Consider the following 18985-nt stretch of genomic DNA (forward strand, 5'->3'; position numbering starts at 1 on the left):
CGTCGGTGGAGGCGGGTTATAGGCCGCACCCAAGGAACTGTCAAACCCTTTTTTGGAAAAAAATGCGCTAAAAATGCAAAAAGTTGGAAAGCCGGTTTTCCCTTAATTCCCGCCGCAGCCCGCCATATCACTGTCTGATTGAGTGCGCCGCAGCATCATTTTGACCATATGGTTAGGAATTGCATTTCCCCGATTACGCCAACCGCAGAAAACAGCCGTTTCACCCTTGGCACCACCGCACCACCATTTTGCACAGCACAAAACGGGCATCCACAGCCTTTCATCCCACCCCAGCCGTCTTTTGCGAACACATATATATAACGGGCCGTCGTGAAATCAGATTTGCCCCGAAAAGCCGGCACCAAAACCGCGCCAAAACACCGGGCCGTCACCGGCAATTTGCACACATATATATAAGTGTACGAATCACGAAATGCGTCGGATGCCGTCCGGCCCCGGCAGCGCGGCATTCAGGATGGTGATTCGCAGATACCGGCACACATTTTGGCCTGTGATCATACGCATCGACAAAAGGTGTGAATTTAAATGGTTAACACGCTGCCATTTTCTTGCCATTCTCGCCATTCAGATCAGCTTCGTTCTTGTGAAGATCCTGCCTTATTCATTTCAACGGTTCGTAAACCATATCCCGGCATCATGGCCTTAACGGGATGGTGCCCAACCAGTGGTGAATTGGCATTTCACATTTACGAGTCTTTTTTGTATAAGGTTCGTGCCGATGTTGCCGCAAAGAGCAACTCGTTGGGCACACTGCATTATTAGTTCTAGGGGAGTTCTGCGGCAATGGCCGGAAGAGACTTGGTATCTATTGCCACCATCATGGCAATCTTGGGGGGGACTGCGGGTTTCATCCTCTCTGACCATTACTCCAACGCTTCGGATACCGCTTTATCAGCCAGTGCTGCTGAAAGCGAGTTAAGCGCTTCTTCCTCGTCCGGTGTGACCGAAACGGCCAATCTTCCCGATAATGAACCCCGTCTTGAAACGGTTGTGTTGGAAAAAGGTTCCAACCTGATGGCAACTTTAACCGCGGCGGGACTGGAACGGTCGGTTGCGTTCAATGCCATAGAAGCCCTTCGCGATGTTTACAATCCCCGCAAACTGCGCGCGGGCCAGGAATTCGACCTTGTTTATGGCAGCGACGTTGAAGGGGATAGCGGCCTTTTTGATACGCTGCGCTTCCAGCCTGATCCCGAAACCGTTGTTTCCGTTTCACGTACCGATGACGGTTTTACCGCCTCAAGCGACAAAATCGCACTGACCCCTGTGCGCAATGTTTCATCGGGCGTGATTGATCAAAGCCTGTTCCTTGCCGCTGAAAAGAACGGTATGCCGCTTTCGGTGCTGATGGAACTGATCGAGCTTTATTCCTATGAAGTCGATTTCCAGCGCGACATTCAGCCCGGTGACAGTTTCGAGGTGATGTTCGAGGAACTGCGCAACGATGCCGGTGAACGTGTTCGTTATGGCGATGTGGTTTATGCCAGCATGACGCTGAGCGGCAATAATGTCCGCCTGTATTCCTATAAAGACAGCAATGGCGATGTCGACTTCTATAACCAGAAGGGCGAATCGTATCGCCGTGCCCTGATGCGCACCCCGATCAATGGTGCGCGTCTGTCATCGGGCTTTGGCGCGCGCAAGCATCCTATCCTTGGTTTTACCAAGATGCACAAGGGTGTGGATTTCGCCGCCCCACCGGGAACGCCGATCTTTGCGGCCGGTAACGGCACCGTTGCCCAGATCGGCCGCAATGGGGGTTATGGCAACTATATCCGTCTGCGCCACAACGATTCCTATGATACCGCATATGCCCATATGAAGGGCTTCGCCAAGGGCCTTAAACAGGGATCGCGGGTCAAGCAGGGGGATGTGATCGGTTATGTCGGCACCACCGGCGCATCGACCGGCCCGCACCTGCATTTCGAAATCCTGAAAAACAACGCCCAGGTCAACCCGATCAAGGTCAAGATGCCAAGCGGCAAGACCCTTAAAGGAAACGAACTGAAAACTTTCCTGGCCAAGGCAGAGGGAATGCGCGGGCAGTATGCGGAACTTTCGATGCATAACCGCAAGGTCGCCAGCGCCGAATAAACAGCACTTCCTGAAAATTTAGCAAGCCCGCCATTTGGCGGGCTTTATGCTTTTGGTGCCTGTTCACCACCCAGTATTTTATCCAGTTCAAGAATAAGACCGTCATAGAAATCACGTGCCATACCCGATAACGGCCGCACGTTGGACGTAATGATTTCCAGTGGCTCCATAATGCGAGGACGAAACGGCAGCAACCGGATGTTGGGAAAGTTGAAGGCATCGCTGAAATACCGGCAATTAAGCGCATCTACCAATGTCAAACCCATGCCGAGATTGACAAACGACATGGCATGAACCGTCGTATGGACCTCGATGATACGATTGAACGTGATCCCGGCATCGTCATAAGCCCTGCGCAATTCCCGTGTAGTGGCATTTTCCGAATCAAGTGTGATCCAAGGTGATGTTCCGGCATCCGCCAATGTCACCTCATCAAGCTGTGCCGCAGGATGATCAAGTGGAACGGCACAGAAGCAGGGCAAATCCATCGAAACCGACTCATGGCTAAGCGAGCTTTCCGATTTATCCACCAGTCCGATCTGATACTGCCCGGATGCCACCCCCTGCCGGATCACTGAACAACCCGCATGATGCAGGCTGACCTGCACTCCGGGATTCCTTTTCATGTAATCGGCAATCAGTTCCGGCAGGAAGCGATAGGCAGGGCCAAAGATGGAACAGATCCGAAGACGCCCGCCCTTGTTATTGCGTGCCGCTTTCAGACTGTCTTCAAGATGGCTAAGCCCTTGCAGGATTGAATAAACTTCATCATGCAGGAAGTGCGCTTCGTCGGTCGGCAGGAGTTTACCGTTATGCCGCACAAACAGCTTGTAGCCGATTTCCGCCTCGAAATTCGCCAGCATCTTGCTGGCAGCAGGCTGGCTGACGAAGCTTCGTTCGGCCGCGCGGGTGATGCTGCCAGTGACAAAAACCTCGTGAAATATCCGTAAACGCTTGATATTCATCAATCATAACTCGAAGTTATCGAACCATTAAAAACATTCAATACCATTATTCTCGTTCTTATCCTAGGATCACGATGATTTTGCACCGGGGGCCGGAAATCGCGTCTGATGCAGCAGCATCACAGATTGCGATACGGAAAACCGGTTTGCAGAAACAGCATCAACAAGAATCTTAATCAGGGAAGCATAATGAATAAATTTGCCTCGGCTCTGGCTGTCAGTGCAGCCATGATTTTCGTCCAGACGTCGGCCAGTCAGGCCGAAGAAGGCACATCAACACTTCAGGCCGTCAAGGATCGCGGCAGTGTTAGCTGTGTGATCGGGAACTCCTTCCCGGGCTTTTACAGCCTGAACAAGGAAGGCGAATGGCAGGGCATGGATATCGATATGTGCCGTGGCGTTGCCGCAGCCGTTTTCGGAGATGCAGGCAAGGTCAACTTCCTGCCGGTTCAGTGGGCACAGAGCTTTACCACGATCAAAAGCGGCAAGGGCGACATCCTTTCCAAAGGCATGACCTGGACCCTGTCACGTGATGTAAGTCAGGGCCTCGACTTCCTTGACACCTATTTCTATGACGGTCAGGGCTTCATGGTCCGCAAGGACCTTGGTGTCACGTCTGTCAAACAGCTTAAAGGGGCGACGGTCTGCGTGCTGACCGGCACATCAAGCGAACTGAACCTTGCCGATTACAGCCGGACACATGGTCTGGACCTGAAAACAGTTGTTTTCGATGATTCGGCCGTGCGTAACACCGCGTTCTTTAACGATAACTGCGACGCGCTGACCAATGACAAATCCGGCCTTGCCGCCCAGCGTTCCGCCGCACCGAACCCGGCAGATTATGTTGTTCTGCCCGAAACCATTTCCAAGGAAGCCCTGTCATTTGCCGTCAAACAGAATGACAGCGAATGGGCCAATGTCGTGAAATGGACCTTCCAGGCGATGGTGGCCGCCGAGGAGTACGGCATAACCTCGGAAAATGTTGATGACATGCGCGCCAATTCGGAAAGCCCGATCATCCGTCGTATTCTGGGGGTCGAAGGTGATCTGCATGTCGGTCTGGGATTGCCGCAGGACTGGGCCTATCAGGTCATCAAGAATGTTGGCAATTACGGCGAAATCTATGAACGCAATGTCGGCCCGGACAGCGTTCTTGGTCTGGACCGCGAAGGTACGCTGAATGCCCTTTGGCAGGATGGCGGCCTGATGTATGCAAAGTCATTCCGTTAATTCCGTACGTTCAGACAGGCTGGTGATCCAGCCTGTCTGAGTGCCCCACATTCCCACGGTTACCCCGGTATGAACTTTATTTCGCCATCGCGTCCAAAACCCGGCATCGCGCACAGCATTTTCTCCTGTCTGAACAGGGATTCAACACGTGGCGTGGTCATACAGGCCGCAACGCTTGGCCTTGTGCTGGCAGTACTTTTGTATCTGTTTTCAAATTCGGCACAGAACCTTGACAGGCTCGGTCTGAGTTTCGGGTTTGACTTTCTGCAAACGACCGCCGGCTTTGACATAAGCTGGAGCCTGATCGCCTATGACCCGAGCATGAGCTATTGGCGGGTCTTTCTGGTCGGGATCGTCAACACCCTGTTCCTGTCCTTCTGTGTCATTGTCTTTGGCACCCTTATCGGCACCATTGTTGGCATTTTGCGCCTGTCCCATAACCCGTTGGTATCGCAACTGGCGCGTTGTTATGTCGAGGTGGTCCGCAATGTCCCGCTGCTGATCCAGATTATTTTCTGGTTCACCACCGTCTTTTCCGCCCTGCCGCCACCGCGCAGCGGTTACGGATTTGCCGGGCTGGTCTTTTTGAACAATCGCGGCTTTTACATGCCATCCGCCGTCACCGATATGTCCGGCTGGCTGATTGCGGCAGGAAGCCTGACTTTGTTTGGCACACTCTGGTTCCTGCTGCGTGGCATACGTCGCCAGCAACGCCAGAACGGATCGGTCAGCCGTTCGTACCGGATTGCCTTTGCCCTCTGGGGGCTTGTGGTATGTGGCATGGCCCTGATCGTTGGCAGTTCATTGCGCTGGTCCGTCCCGGCGTTGCAGGGCTTCAATATCGAGGGTGGCATGTTTTTGCCCTCGGCATTTGGCGCGGCCTTTATCGCAATGACGGTTTACCGGTCCGCCGCCATTGCCGAAACCGTGCGTGCGGGTATGGAATCCATCAGCAAGGGACAACATGAAGCCGCCGCAACCATCGGCTTTTCAAGGTTTCAGACGCTTCGCCTGATCCTGATTCCGCAGGCCGTTCGTGCCATTATTCCGCCGCTTGCCAATTCCTGGCTGGTCGCGACCAAGGATTCGTCGCTTGCCGTTGCCATCGGCTTTCCCGAACTGGTGTCGGTCTTCATGCAGACATCGGTCAACCAGACGGGGCGCGCGATCGAGATCATTACGATGGTGATGGGCTTTTACGTCGTGGTCAGTCTGATCATTTCATATCTGCTCAACAAATATAACGCCCACGTGCAAATCAAGGCGAGGTAAGCAATGTCTGAACAGAAGCTCAAACATTTCGTTCCCACCCCGCCCCGCCTTCCGGCCACGAACGAGCAAAACCTGCTGCGTCGCATTCAAAAGCGCTGCTTTAACAGCATCGGCAACAGCCTGCTGACCATTTCGGTTCTGGTGCTGATCTATTATGTCGCGAAGTCGTTTCTTGACTGGGCTGTCTTCAACGCGGTGTGGAATGCGGCCACCCGGCGCGAATGCATGGATATAAGCCCGGATGGTGCCTGCTGGGCCGGTGTGATCGACTGGTTTAACGGCCTGATTTACGGGCGTTATCCGGATGAAGAACAATGGCGCGTCAATGGCGGTGTCATCATGGCGCTTTTGTGGTTATTGCCCCTGATGACCCGGCGCATTGCCTATCGCAATTCCATCCTGATCAGCTGGATCACCCTGTATCCGTTCCTTGGGGCCTATATGTTTCTTGGCGGCACCTTCGGACAGGATGTCGGGATCATTCATATGATCTTTACGTCGCTGGCTGCGGGCTACTTCATCCTGCTGTATCTGAACTGGATGCTGTGTGCCGCCGGGCAGCCATCCCTGCCGGAAAGGCTGACACCGCTGACGTCAAAGCTGTTTCGGCGCGGGCAACATATGAACGGTTTCCTTTTGGTCTGGGCCGTTCTGTCGATCCTTTGCGGCGGCGTACTGGCGCAGGTGCATCTGGAACCGGTTCCGGTGGATCGTTGGGGCGGATTGTTCCTCACACTGATCATTGCATCCTTTGCGATTACCATGTCCATTCCGGTCGGCATTCTGCTGGCACTCGGGCGACGCTCGAAACTACCGGTCATTCACTGGCTATCGATGATGTTGATCGAACTGGTGCGCGCGGTGCCGCTGATTACCGTTCTGTTCATGGCCGTCACCCTTTTGCCGATCTTTTTGCCAAGCGGTGCCGAGCCCGACAAGCTGTCGCAAGTCCTGTTTGCGGTCTGCCTGTTTGCCGGGGCCTATATGGCCGAAAACATTCGCGGCGGCCTGCAAGCCATTCCCGACGGCCAATATGAAGCCGCCCAGACACTGGGGCTTGGCTATTGGCTGACCATGGGCCTGATCATTCTGCCACAGGCCATGCGGCTGATGATCCCCAACATCATGACATCCTTTATCAGCATGCTCAAAGACACGACCCTGGTGTCGATCATCGGCCTGTTCGACATCATGCTGATGGCGCGCAATATCGCCAACGACAAAAACTGGATCGGCCTTCATACAGAGCCGCTTGCCCTGATTTCGATCCTGTTCTTTGTGATGTGCTACGGCATGTCGCAATACAGCCTGAACCTTGAAAAACGACTGAAAGCGCATCGCTCATGACTCTGTCTGATCCGCAGGCACCGGCAGGCAAATTGTCCCGCCCGGCCATTGAAATCGATAACCTGAACAAATGGTTTGGATCCTATCACGCATTGCGTGACGTCTCCCTGACCGTTGGCGAGCAGGAAATCATGGTGGTGTGCGGCCCCTCTGGCTCCGGCAAGTCCACTTTGATTCGCTGCCTCAACCATCTTGAGGAATATCAGGAGGGCCGGATTTGCGTCTTTGGGCAGGAACTTGCCCGCGACCAGAAAAGCGACCGCTTCATTCATCAAACCATGGGCATGGTATTTCAGAACTTTAATCTGTTTCCCCATCTTACGGTTTTACAGAATTGCACGCTTGGCCTGACATGGTTGCGCAAGAAAACCGAAAGCGAAGCCCGCGATATCGCCATGGGATTGCTTGAACGTGTTGGCATCGAGCATCTTGCGGATCGCTTCCCCGGGCAGCTCTCCGGCGGTCAGCAACAGCGCGTGGCGATTTCGCGCTCCCTCGCGATGGACCCCAAAATCATGCTGTTTGATGAACCGACATCCGCTCTGGATCCGGAAATGGTCAAGGAGGTGCTTGATGTGATGGTCAAGCTTGCTGAAACCGGCATGACCATGGTGTGTGTCACCCACGAAATGCAGTTCGCCCGTCAGGTCGCTGATCGCGTGGTGTTCATGCAGGACGGCGAAATTGTTGAAGTTGGCCCACCTGAGCAAGTCCTCTTGCATCCGCAATGGGATCGCACGCGGGAGTTCCTCAATCACATTCTTTAGGTCCTGATCCCCTAATCCCCGATACACGCCCTGAAACGGAACACATCGAGATGTTGGCAAAACATTCATCGAACTATATCCATGCGCCTTATTGGCAGGCGGCCATCGCGCCGAAAAAAACAGAAGCATCGATCAACCACCGCGATCTTCCCAAGCGTGCCGATACTGTCATTATCGGCGGGGGCTATACCGGCATCTCGGCCGCCATCACCCTTGCCCGCGCAGGGCAGAAAGTCGTTGTTTTCGAAGCCGACGCGTTCGGTAACGGTGCCAGCAGCCGCAATGGCGGGATGCTGGGTCCAAGCTTTAGCAAACTCGGTGAAAATGGCCTTGAACGCCAATATGGCCGCGAACAGGTTCACGCCACGATCCGCGAAAGTCTGTCCGCCTTTAACTGGCTGGTGAATTTCATCCGCAACGAACAGATCGACTGCGACCTTCAGATTTGCGGCCGTTTTCGCGGCGCCAGTCACCCCGCTCACTATGCCGGTCTGATCGAACAGGCCAGCGAAATCGCCAAGATTGTCGACTTCCCCGCGATTGAAATCAGCCGCACCCAACAGGGCGACGAAGTCGGATCGAACGCCTATTACGGCGGCGTGGTTTATCCGACCGATGGCGCGGTCCATCCGGCCAAGCTTTTTCACGGTCTGTGTGAAATTGCAAAGCGCGACGGGGCATTACTGTTTGATCACAGTCCCGTACGTCAGGTGATTAAAAACAACAGCCAGTTCACCATCAGCATCGATGACAAGAAAATCACCGCCGATCATGTCATCATCGCGACCAACGGATATACCGGCGGGCCGTTCGGTAAATTCAAACGCCGCCTGATTCCGATCCGATCCGCGATGATCGCCACCGAAGAATTGCCGGAATCCGTCATCCGGTCGGTGTCACCCAAACTACGCTGTCATGGCAGCACCGAACGCCTGTCGGTCTATTACCGTCCCTCCCCCGATGGCAAACGCATCCTGTTTGGCGGGCGGTCGCTTGGTTATGGTGATTGCCCGCAGATATATCATAAATACCTGCAAAACTTCATGACGCGCCTGTTCCCGCAGCTATCAAACGCAAAACTTGACTACGTCTGGTCGGGCAAAATCGCCTACACCTTCGATCATGTCCCCCATATCGGGGTAATGGATGGCATGCATTATGCCATGGGCTATTGCGGATCGGGCGTGGGACGGGCGAATTACTTCGGACGCAAGATTGCGCAAAAGGTGCTTGATCAGGCCGAAGGCTACACAATCTTTGAAGAATTCCCCTTCAAGACCCGCCCGTTCTATACCGGTCATCCGTGGTTCCTGCCCGCGATCATGAAATGGCACAGCTTGGCGGATCGACTTGGGTTTTAGGGGCGGCATTAATCCCCCTCGGAAATAAGAAAAGGGCGGCCCGACGGAGCCGCCCTTGCTTGTCTTTTAATCCATAGCCGATTGCTGGGGCCTATGCCGCATCCTGTTCGAACTGCAACCTGGCCAGACGGCCATAAAGCGGGTTTGATTCCATAAGTTCCTGATGGGTCCCTATGGCAATCAGCTTTCCGTCATCAATCACGGCAATCCGGTCGGCATGCAGCACGGTTGCCAGTCGATGGGCAATCACAAGGGTGGTGCGTGTTGCCATGATGGTTTCAAGTGCTTTCTGGACCACCTGCTCGCTTTCGGCATCCAGCGCACTGGTGGCTTCGTCAAGCAGCAGAACCGACGGATTGCGCAGGATTGCGCGTGCAATCGCGATGCGCTGGCGCTGCCCACCCGAAAGACGAACGCCCCTTTCCCCCAGGAAGCTGTCAAAACCGTCGGGCAACCGATCAAGGAATTCGGTCGCATGGGCGGCATCGGCCGCCGCCCGGACGTCCTCGTCGGACGCGTCAGGGCGGCCATAGCGGATGTTTTCCCACGCATTGGCGGCAAAAATCACCGGATCCTGCGCCACCAGACCAATCCGTTCGCGCACGGCTATCGGATCAGCCGTACGGATATCGACGTCATCGACCTTGATCACGCCGTTCGCCGGATCGTAGAATCGCAGCAGAAGCTGAAACACGGTGGTTTTGCCCGCACCCGACGGGCCGACAAGTGCTACGGTTTCCCCCGGTTTGACCTGCAACGAAAAACCGGTCAGTGCCGAGCGGTCCGGGCGCGCCGGATAATGAAAAGTGACGTTTTCAAAACTGACATGGCCAAGATGTTTTTGCGGCATCTGGACGGGGTTTGCCGGTGCGGCAATCGCCGGTTCGGTTTCAAGCAACCCCATCAGGCGTTCAGCCGCCCCCGCCGCGCGTTGCAGATCACCGATCACCTCGCTGATGGCACCGACAGAACCGGCAACAACAATGGCATAGAACACAAAGGCAGAAAGGTCCCCGGCCGAAATCGTGCCATCCAGCACGTCATGCCCGCCGATCCACAGGATCGTCCCCACCGCGCCAAAGACCATGACGATAACGATGGCGGTCAGAAGGGCGCGCGCCGAAATACGCGAAATCGCGGTTTTGAATGCGCCTTCGACAAAGCCATCAAACTTGTCGCTTTCAATCTTTTCGTGGGTATAGGCCTGGACCGTCCGCAGGGCATTGAGCGATTCTTCGGAAAAGGCACTGACATCGGCAATGCGGTCCTGTGCCTCACGCGACAGGCGGCGCACCCGGCGCCCGTAACCGATGATCGGCACAACCACCAACGGCACGACCAGCAAAACAAGTGCGGTCAGTTTGGGGCTGGTAATCGCCAGCATGGTCAGACCGCCGACAAACATCAGGATATTGCGCAGCGCAATCGAAACACTTGATCCGATCACGACCTGCAAAAGGGTGGTGTCTGTTGTCAACCGCGAGAGGACTTCACCCGTCCGGGTGACCTCAAAGAATCCCGGATCCAGCCGGATGATGTGGGCGTAAACCGCCGAACGGATATCGGCAACAACACGCTCCCCGATCCACGATACCAGAAAGAACCGGGCATAGCTTGCCCCGGCCATAAGCAGCGTTACGGCAAACAGAACAAAAAGCGCCTGATCAAGCAGGGAGGCATTGCCATCGGCAAACCCCTGATCAACAAGCATGCGCAACCCGCTGCCAAGCGCAAGCACCGTGCCCGACGCAACAACCAGTGCCACCATCGCACCGGCAACCTGCAACCTGTAGGGCCGAACGAAGGGGATAATGGCGCGAAGAGCGGAGAAATTACGACTGGAGTCCCTGTCTGCAAGACGGGGTGAAGTACGAGGATTTAATGCCACAGCAGCCTTCCAGTTTACGCTTTTCCTGCCATTTCCATGATCGGATCAGTCGAGATCAAGTCGCCGACCGGTTTTCACCGCAAGATCAGCCGAAAGCTGATCGGTCAGCGTCGTCGACCCGCGGGTCGAGGTCCAGCTTTCATTGTCTTCATCGAAATCATAATGGCTGGCCCCGCTGACCGGCGAGGACATCCATATCTGGCGGTTCGGACCATGTTTATTGATGATGAACTGTTCACCCGAGTCGAGCTCGATCGTCAGGATTCCCGATTGCAGATCGACATCAAGATCATCGCCCATCTCGTCATCTATATGATCCGAGAGGGTTTCGATGGTGTCATCAGCAAGCTGATGGAAGCGGGTTTCATCAAGGGCCACGATCAACACTCCGTCTGTCAAAAGGGGCAAAACGCCCCCTGGCAAGGCGACAATTTCATATGCTGGCGCACCATACTATATAAAGAGTCTCGCGCAAGTCTGCATCACACAGGAACCACGGATTATTACCCGATGCGGTGTGCAATATCACCCTGCCCTGTGGGAAAAAACGCCTATCGCAACCGTTAATCAGGCTTTATCCAATAATTCCCGGATACAGGGGTTGCATAGGTCGATTTTTTACCTTATACACCGCGCTTCAAATTCCGGAGTGATAGGCGATGAAAAAAGACATCCATCCCGATTACCATGAAATCACCGTTCAGATGACGGACGGCAGCAGCTTCACCACCAAATCGACCTGGGGCAATCCGGGCGACGTTCTGAAGCTTGACATCGATCCGAAAAGCCATCCGGCTTGGACTGGTGTTCATCGTCTGCTCGACAGCGGCGGTCAGCTCGCGAAGTTCAAAAAACGCTTCGCCGGTTTCAATATCGGTAATAACTAAGCAAATTTCGCCTTCCTGGCGATTTATGGGATCAGCGCCCGCTAGCGTCTTCATGATGCTGCGGGCGTTTTTCTTTTCCGGATGCAGAATCAGAATGGTATGCAACCCAGCTATACGGTGGCATTAGCCATATTTAATGGTCATCCGGACATTTTCTTGCCATAATCTTCAACCGGCGCTATACCGCGCGGAAAATGGGGATGGGGTCCCCCTATTGTCAGGAAGACTGGGCTAACCGAATGAACCAGGTGATTGCGCGCACCCAGGTCAGTTATGAGGTCTATGTAAAAGACCGTTCAGGGCGTTGGGAAATTCACGCCCACTTTACCGGTGCGCAGAAAAAGCAGGCCGAGGAAGAGGCGCGCTCGCTTGAAAAGATGGCGCATGTCTCGGCTGTGAAGGTCATTCGCGAAGTCTATAACCACGCGACCAATGCCGCGGATGAATATGTCATCTATGAAACGCGGCAAAGCGGCGCAAAAGACAAACCCCAGAACGCACCAAAGACAGCACCAACCCGCCCGGCCCCGGCGCGTGCGCCGACAAGCCCCCCCGAACAGGTTTCAACACCGGCCCCAAAACCGGCCCGGACAAAGGTCAAAACAGCCAGCCCGGATGAAAGCCCCGGCCTCATTGCTGTGGCGCTGAAACTGGTGATGGCGTTTTGCATCGCGATTGCCATCGGTCTGGCTGCGATGCTTGGCGCATCTCACGGGCTTGAATATCTGCCGCGCATGGGGCTTTCGATCAGTCAGGGCTTCTACGACAAGGCCAATTTCATATCCTTTATTGTCGGCTTCCTTGCCAGTGCGACACCGATGCTGATGAGCATCACAAGCAAATTCAAGGGCAAGGCACGAACAGAGCCGGCGCAACAGCCCGTGGCCAAACGTTCCGCCAGACCGGGGCGCAAGACGGCATCGTCGAACCGCCCGTCCTTATCGGGCAGCTTTGCAGAAATGGCCGCCGAGGTTGCGCGTTCTGAAAATGAAGCAATGCCCGACATCGATACGGATGAAACCGACGATACCCAATCCGCATCCGAACAGCGCGATGACGGCATCCCCGATCAGCCAATGACCGTAACGCCAGCCCTTCAGGCCACGCGCGAGGTCATGAAATCCTTCATCGCTGGTTCGATAGAGGCCATCAAGCGGACCGTTCCGAACATGGACGCCTATCACAAATTCGGCGTCAATCTATACGTTGCCGGTGCCTGTGACGCCTGTAGCGAGAAGAACGCCCTTGGCACCAGTCAGGGACGAAGTGTTCTGAAGGACTGCATTTCCGCACTTGGGGCAACCCACAATATGGCCGACACATTCTGCAAGAATGTCGACAGCTATATCCTGGAACCGAAATACAAGGACATGTATGGCGCGGGCAGAAGCTCGATGGATGCCTACATGAAGGACGATCAGAGCATCACCACATCGGTGTCGCGTGCGATTGCGTCATGGTCCGAAAAGCCGACTGGCGCGCCAGCAAACGCAAATAACAAGCTGCATGCGCTGATGTTTACCGACATCGTCAATTCGACCCAGATGACCCAGCAACTGGGCGATGTCGGCGCCCAGAAGATGGTGCATATCCACAACCAGATCGTGCGCACCGCCCTGATCAATAATTACGGCAAGGAAGTGAAGCATATGGGGGATGGCATCATGGCCGTGTTCCCGTCGTCTGCAAGTTCCGTCGAAGCCGCCATCGAAATTCAGCGCAACATGGCGCAGCATAATGGCCGCGAGGACCTGAAATTCCAGATTCGCATCGGCATCAATGCCGGCGAGGCCATTGCCGAAGAAAACGATCTGTTTGGCAGCGTCGTGCAGCTTGCCGCACGTGTCTGCGCCCAGGCCGGTGGGGATGAAATTCTGGTATCGCAGAACGTGAAGGATACCTACGCCGGCAGCCGGGCGACCTTCACATCGAAAGGCACACGCCAGATGAAGGGCTTTGCCGAACCGATAGAAGTCTTTGCCGCGACCCCGCGCGCCTGAAGCATTTTGCCTTTAATCTGAAGAAGGTGGCTGAACCGTTGCTCAGGCTGAACAGCGTGCCGCGACCTGAAGCTCCATCCGCGCCGTTCGCATATAAAGCGAATGGGCCCGTTCCATAAGATCGCGAAGGGCGGGGGGAAATCCTGTTTCTTCGTCGCAGTCGTCACGAACACAGATTTGCAGATCGACCATCAGATCATCAATATCAACCGCATCTTCCCAATCAATCTCGCCCTCTTCAACCGCCCGCACCGCAAGCAGCCACGCCATCGCCCGGATCAGGCGGCTGGTCATGCGCATCTCCTCAACGAATTGCTTCATTTTGGCACTGCCGTGAATCCCATGGCGCGATGCGGTTCGATTTGCGGAAAGATAATTACGCGCCTCCACCAGCAGGGTGAAAGCCTCGTCATAGGTTCGCGAAAGAGGAACAATCGCGAAGTTGCTTTGATAGGGTTGCCCGATCCCGGTCGGGTGATCCTTTTTTGCCATAAAGCTTATATGGGAAACGGACACCGGGCTTCAAGCATCCGGGAAAATTTGCTCTGAATTTGCCCCGAAATAGAAAGACCGCCCCAAAGGGCGGCCTTGCCTCAACCTGCTAAACTTGCCGGACTTTTTTTTATTCTTGATCTTGTTTGTGGCCGAACTCTAGCTAGCGGTTGGCAAGGGGTCAAGGTAATAAGTGTCGGAAATATGACAGTACGTATTAATACGTACCGAAATACGTATAAACAGTACGTAAAAGGCGAAAACATAAAAAGAACCGCCCTGAATTCGGGCGGTTCAGTTTAACAGGGAGGCATCGAAACATCACGTTCGACAAGGGGCCAAACAGTGGCCCACTACCCATATATAAGACGGTAAGTTTAAGATTCAATTAACCGGAGGTTTAAAAATATATCCTCACGTTTAATGTTTTGGCGTACCCGCCCCCGTCAGTTCTTGAAAAGCGCTTCCGCCCCGGCACGAACACCATTGCGATGCTCCATTGCCGCATCAACCCGCACCAGTTCCTGCTCCAGGGCGGCTCGATAATCGACAAGGTTTTCAATCGACATTCCGTCAAGGCTCCGCGGCAGGCCGAACATCGCGGCCAAAGGTTTTTGCAGGTCGTCTTCTTCCACAGTCATCCTCCTTTGACATTTTGCCCCTGGCGGTTTTGCCGCTATTACATAGGGATCGAATTTATCATTCGCTATGGAGTTTTGTCATGACCTTGCCAGACGACCTTGCCCCAAGCCTTGCCCCAGACCTTGCCAAAGACATGCAGGCAATCGAAATCCGTATTGACGGCGAAAACCGCTATCTTGCCGCAGGCAAGGTCGCGATGCCGCAAATCGCGCAGGGCGAGGTTCTGGTGCGTATTCGTGCCGCCGGGGTCAACCGGCCCGATCTGATGCAGGTGGCCGGCATGTATCCCCCGCCCCCCGGCGCATCGGAAATCCCGGGGCTTGAACTTTCCGGTGAAATTGTTGCCACCGCCCCCGATGTCACGACATGGAAGATTGGTGATCAGGTTTGCGCACTGGTCACCGGCGGCGGCTATGCCCAATATGCCGCGGTCCCCGCCGCCCAATGCCTGCCGGTCCCGGCTGGCCTTTCCATGACAGAAGCCGCAAGCCTTCCCGAAACATTCTTTACCGTCTGGCACAATGTTTTCGACAAGGCCGGGCTGAAATCCGGCGAAACCTTCCTTGTTCATGGTGGCACATCGGGGATCGGCACCACCGCGATCCAGCTTGCCAAGGCGTTTGGCGCGCGCGTGATCACAACGGCCGGCAGCGATGACAAATGCCAGGCCTGTCTGGACCTTGGTGCGGATATCGCCATCAATTACAAAACACAGGATTTCGTCGAACAGGTAAAATCCGCAACCGATGGCAAGGGGGCCGATGTCATCCTTGATATGGTGGCGGGCGACTATGTTGGCCGCAATTTCAAGGCGGCTGCGATGGAGGGCCGCATCCTGATCATTGCCTTCCTGAACGGGCCAAAGGCCGAAACCAACTTTACCCCGCTTCTGTTAAAGCGCCTGACCCTGATGGGATCAACCCTGCGCGCCCAGCCGGTTGCCAACAAGGGCGCGATTGCAGAAAAGCTGCGTCAACAGGTCTGGCCGCTATTTGAAAACGGCACGATCAAACCGGTCATTTACCAAACCCTGCCGATGGATCAGGCCCAACAGGCGCATGAGATTTTGCAGGGTGGCGCACATGTTGGAAAAGTGGTACTGGAAGTGCCTTGATCGTTTACGGATCCGGGTTGAAGGCATATCGATCACCATCGACTTCACCCTTTCCCGGCAACAGGCCTTCGATTGCGGGTCGAAAAGAAATATTCTTTTCGATAACCTGCAACAGATTGTTGCTTTTAACCGCACATTGATCGAAAAGAGCGCTGTGGCGGTTCCAGCGACGCGCGGCACTCACCTTGGGTTGCCTTTGCTGCGTTGCCGGAACACCAAAACAGATTATATTCTGGGGCAGATATTCCCGCGTATTTGGGGTTCATCCCATCGCCGGTCTCCAGAGAGAGAAAGAGTAAACAGGAGGAATTATGGCTCAGCCCCTCATGCCCAAAGCAACGGCCGTATGGCTTATCGACAATACCGGTTTGTCGTTCCGGCAGATTGCAGCCTTTACCGAGCTGCATGAACTGGAAATTCAGGCCATCGCCGATGGCGATGTCAATCAGGGGATTGTCGGCCTTGATCCGGTTGCCAACGGTCAGTTGACCAAAGACGAGATCGCGCGCTGCGAAGCTGATCCGCGTGCATTGCTGAAAATGGCAAAGTCCGACCTGCCGCGTCCGCGCGCGCATGGCAAAGGCGCACGTTACACCCCGGTTTCAAAACGCCAGGATCGCCCGAATGCGATTGCATGGCTGCTTAAACACCATCCGGAACTCTCGGATGCGCAGATTTGCAAACTGATCGGGACCACCAAGGACACGATTGGCAAAATCCGCGACCGTACGCATTGGAATTCGGCCAACCTGACGCCGCGCAACCCGGTGACCATGGGGCTTTGCATCGAACTTGACCTTGAAAAACAGGTCGTGATCGCACGCAGCAAAAACCCGGAAAAGGTCGTCAGAAATGTCGAGCCCGATCCGCTGCCCGAAGAATTGCAGATCAACCCGGAACCGGATTATCCCGGCAAAAAGGATGATCGCAAAAAAGACGAACCCAAAACATCCGATTACATGGAAGCAGCAGAAAACCTGTTCCGCTCCTGATCGATGCAAAGGCCGCCCACCGGGGCGGCCTTTTCTCTTTGGCGACCACCCCCAAAGCGAATATGTTTTGTTTCATATGAATGCCGTGAAACGGTAATATTCCTGAAATGAACACGACATAACATTCGTTCAAACAAAACCGCGAAACAACCGCCAAAGAACCCCTCATGCAAAAACGTCCGACTGAACGTCAGGCCAGCATCGTTGAACTTGTCCGTGCTGACGGTTTCAAGACCATTGAACAGCTTGCCGAACGTTTTCAGGTAACCCCGCAAACCATCCGCCGCGACGTAAACGCCCTTTGCGACGAAGGATTGCTGCGCCGTCGCCATGGCGGGGTTGAACCGGCACTTGAACATGAAAACATCGCCTATCGGGCGCGCAAGGTTTTGCATGTGAATGAAAAGCGCAAAATCGCGGCCCTTGTCGCGCGCGCCATTCCCGATGGCGCATCCCTGTTCTTTTCAATCGGCACCACACCGGAACTGGTGGCAAGTGCGCTTTTGCAGCATCGCGGTTTGCGGATTTTCACCAACAACCTCAATGTGGCCTATGTCGCTGCCACCAATGACAGCTTTGACGTCACCCTGATTGGTGGCCGGTTGCGCAATCGCGACCGCGATGTTCTCGGGCCAGAGGTAGAGGCCTTCTTTAACAGCTACAAGGTCGATTACGGCATTTTCGGTGTTGGCGGCATTGATGCCGATGGCAGCCTGCTGGACTTTGACGAACAGGAAGTCCGCGCACGTTCCGCCATTCTGACCAACTCGCGCCAGACCTATCTGGTCGCCGATCATACCAAGTTTGGCCGCAATGCCGTGGTGCGGGGCGGCTCTGTCACACAGGTCACCGCCTTCTTCACCGATTGCGCACCGCCCGCTGCCATCGCCCAGATGATCGAAAAAAACGGCGTTGCCCTGCATATCCCCGAACCAAACGCCGAATTCCCGACTTTCTACGTCCCCGAAGAAGACTGATTTGGCGCCCAGTCTCGCGCAGCCGCAATCAACCCATTGCGGACTTCGCGCAATCCGCTGCCCATCACCTTGTCGCGCCGGACAACAAGGGCAAGGCTCCGCGCAAGGTCCGGGGCAAGCTTGCGGGTTTTGATCGGGAACTGTGTGCGGCCCAACCGTGCGCCCATCGCGGGCAAAATGGTTGCTCCCAACCCGGCCCCAACCAGTTCCTTGATCGCCTCGACACTGCCCAGTTCCATGATCGAATGCCCGGCAACACCGGCGGCCCGCAGCCAGTCATCAACAATCGTGCGCGTCTGGCCTCCGCGTTCATACAGAACCAGCGGAATATCTGCCAGATCAGCCGGCCGGATCAGATCGGGCACATCCATCCCGTCGGCAAAGATCGCGACAAACGGATCGGTCAGAACCGGCACGATATCCAGACTGCGCCCGCTGGCGGGTAATGTCACCAGCCCGATATCAAGGCTGTTTTCCTCAATCGATTTCAGAACGTCGCTGGTATTGCCGGTTCGAACGATGATTTCAAGCCCCGGAAAACGCCGCTGCAACTGTTCCAGAACCTTTGGCAGGAAATAGATACACGCCGTCGCACCGGTCCCGATGCGCACCTGCCCGACCGTGCCATTGGCAAATCCCGCCACCGCGTCCAGGGCGTTCTGAACCGATGCGTCAATCTCCCCCACCCGATCCAGTAAGGCCTGCCCGGCGGGTGTTGGCATCGCGCGTTTGCCGACGCGCTCAATCAACCGCACGCCAAGACGATCTTCAAGCTGGCGGATCTGTTGACTGATCGCAGGCTGGCTTAAATTCTGCCGTGCGGCGGCGGCGGAAAAACTGCCAAGTTCGATCACATCGGCAAAGGCATGCACCTGATCAAGGTTAAGGCCACGCATCTAAAACTATTCCTTATGATCCGCATAAGAATACAAATCT

17 protein-coding genes are annotated in these 18985 nt (G+C 55.0%); 11 read left to right on the forward strand and 6 right to left on the reverse strand.

The window, feature by feature from the left end; translation table 11 throughout:
* Window positions 1-804: 804 nt before the first annotated feature.
* Window positions 805-2115: a M23 family metallopeptidase gene (locus tag SMB34_RS11110; RefSeq protein WP_240478810.1), complete on the forward strand. Its 1311-nt coding sequence runs from the start codon at window positions 805-807 to the stop codon at window positions 2113-2115.
* Window positions 2116-2159: 44 nt separating this feature from the next.
* Here the strand turns inward: SMB34_RS11110 and SMB34_RS11115 are convergent, their stop codons facing one another.
* Window positions 2160-3080 carry a LysR family transcriptional regulator gene (locus SMB34_RS11115; RefSeq protein ID WP_037990137.1) on the reverse strand — a complete coding sequence of 307 codons (921 nt, stop codon included), beginning with the start codon at window positions 3078-3080 and terminating at the stop codon, window positions 2160-2162.
* A 189-nt stretch (window positions 3081-3269) separates the two neighbouring features.
* On the opposite strand from SMB34_RS11115, the gene SMB34_RS11120 reads away from it, so the two are divergent.
* The 5 genes from SMB34_RS11120 to SMB34_RS11140 all read left to right on the forward strand — a co-directional run bounded on the left by SMB34_RS11120 (window position 3270) and on the right by SMB34_RS11140 (window position 9057).
* Window positions 3270-4310: an amino acid ABC transporter substrate-binding protein gene (locus tag SMB34_RS11120; RefSeq protein WP_037990218.1), complete on the forward strand. Its 1041-nt coding sequence runs from the start codon at window positions 3270-3272 to the stop codon at window positions 4308-4310.
* Window positions 4311-4379: 69 nt separating this feature from the next.
* Window positions 4380-5582 carry an amino acid ABC transporter permease gene (locus SMB34_RS11125; protein ID WP_051682258.1) on the forward strand — a complete coding sequence of 401 codons (1203 nt, stop codon included), beginning with the start codon at window positions 4380-4382 and terminating at the stop codon, window positions 5580-5582.
* 3 nt (window positions 5583-5585) lie between these two features.
* Entirely contained in the window at window positions 5586-6929 is a 1344-nt protein-coding gene (locus SMB34_RS11130; protein ID WP_037990138.1) for an amino acid ABC transporter permease, read from the forward strand.
* Window positions 6926-7696, forward strand: coding sequence for an amino acid ABC transporter ATP-binding protein (locus SMB34_RS11135; protein WP_007092404.1), 771 nt, complete (start codon window positions 6926-6928; stop codon window positions 7694-7696). The genes SMB34_RS11130 and SMB34_RS11135 overlap by 4 nt, the downstream gene beginning before the upstream one ends.
* 50 nt (window positions 7697-7746) lie before the next feature.
* Window positions 7747-9057, forward strand: coding sequence for an NAD(P)/FAD-dependent oxidoreductase (locus SMB34_RS11140; RefSeq protein ID WP_037990140.1), 1311 nt, complete (start codon window positions 7747-7749; stop codon window positions 9055-9057).
* Between the two features lie 91 nt (window positions 9058-9148).
* Here SMB34_RS11140 and SMB34_RS11145 read toward each other — a convergent pair whose 3' ends face one another.
* A complete protein-coding gene (locus SMB34_RS11145; RefSeq protein ID WP_037990143.1) occupies window positions 9149-10945 on the reverse strand; it encodes an ABC transporter transmembrane domain-containing protein in 1797 nt (598 codons plus the stop codon).
* Window positions 10946-10990: 45 nt separating this feature from the next.
* Entirely contained in the window at window positions 10991-11323 is a 333-nt protein-coding gene (gene cyaY / locus SMB34_RS11150) for an iron donor protein CyaY (RefSeq protein WP_007092401.1), read from the reverse strand.
* 281 nt (window positions 11324-11604) lie between these two features.
* Here cyaY and rpmE point away from each other — a divergent pair, with 281 nt between their 5' ends.
* Together rpmE and SMB34_RS11160 are read left to right on the forward strand one after the other, a co-directional pair.
* Window positions 11605-11832 (forward strand): 50S ribosomal protein L31, encoded by a 228-nt coding sequence (gene rpmE / locus SMB34_RS11155; RefSeq protein WP_007092400.1) that lies wholly within the window; start codon window positions 11605-11607, stop codon window positions 11830-11832.
* Window positions 11833-12071: 239 nt separating this feature from the next.
* A complete protein-coding gene (locus tag SMB34_RS11160; protein WP_037990146.1) occupies window positions 12072-13832 on the forward strand; it encodes an adenylate/guanylate cyclase domain-containing protein in 1761 nt (586 codons plus the stop codon).
* 42 nt (window positions 13833-13874) lie between these two features.
* On the opposite strand, the gene SMB34_RS11165 is transcribed toward SMB34_RS11160, so the two are convergent.
* On the reverse strand, window positions 13875-14348 hold the full coding sequence (locus SMB34_RS11165; RefSeq protein ID WP_223305187.1) for a DUF1465 family protein: 474 nt from the start codon (window positions 14346-14348) through the stop codon (window positions 13875-13877).
* A gap of 422 nt (window positions 14349-14770) precedes the next feature.
* Window positions 14771-14965, reverse strand: coding sequence for a DUF1192 domain-containing protein (locus SMB34_RS11170; RefSeq protein WP_007092397.1), 195 nt, complete (start codon window positions 14963-14965; stop codon window positions 14771-14773).
* 80 nt (window positions 14966-15045) lie between these two features.
* Between SMB34_RS11170 and SMB34_RS11175 the strand changes: the two genes are divergently transcribed.
* The 3 genes from SMB34_RS11175 to SMB34_RS11190 all read left to right on the forward strand — a co-directional run bounded on the left by SMB34_RS11175 (window position 15046) and on the right by SMB34_RS11190 (window position 18049).
* Window positions 15046-16080: an NAD(P)H-quinone oxidoreductase gene (locus tag SMB34_RS11175; protein WP_084716572.1), complete on the forward strand. Its 1035-nt coding sequence runs from the start codon at window positions 15046-15048 to the stop codon at window positions 16078-16080.
* Between the two features lie 311 nt (window positions 16081-16391).
* Window positions 16392-17072 carry a DUF1013 domain-containing protein gene (locus tag SMB34_RS11185; protein WP_037990154.1) on the forward strand — a complete coding sequence of 227 codons (681 nt, stop codon included), beginning with the start codon at window positions 16392-16394 and terminating at the stop codon, window positions 17070-17072.
* A 167-nt stretch (window positions 17073-17239) separates the two neighbouring features.
* Window positions 17240-18049 (forward strand): DeoR/GlpR family DNA-binding transcription regulator, encoded by an 810-nt coding sequence (locus tag SMB34_RS11190; RefSeq protein ID WP_007091077.1) that lies wholly within the window; start codon window positions 17240-17242, stop codon window positions 18047-18049.
* Here the strand turns inward: SMB34_RS11190 and SMB34_RS11195 are convergent.
* Window positions 18028-18945, reverse strand: a complete 918-nt coding sequence (locus tag SMB34_RS11195) for a LysR family transcriptional regulator (protein ID WP_037990158.1) — start codon at window positions 18943-18945, stop codon at window positions 18028-18030. The two genes, SMB34_RS11190 and SMB34_RS11195, sit on opposite strands and share 22 nt — an antisense overlap.
* Window positions 18946-18985: the final 40 nt, after the last annotated feature.

The organism is Thalassospira permensis NBRC 106175 (assembly GCF_000714555.1).
In the GTDB taxonomy this organism is placed as follows: domain Bacteria; phylum Pseudomonadota; class Alphaproteobacteria; order Rhodospirillales; family Thalassospiraceae; genus Thalassospira; species Thalassospira xiamenensis.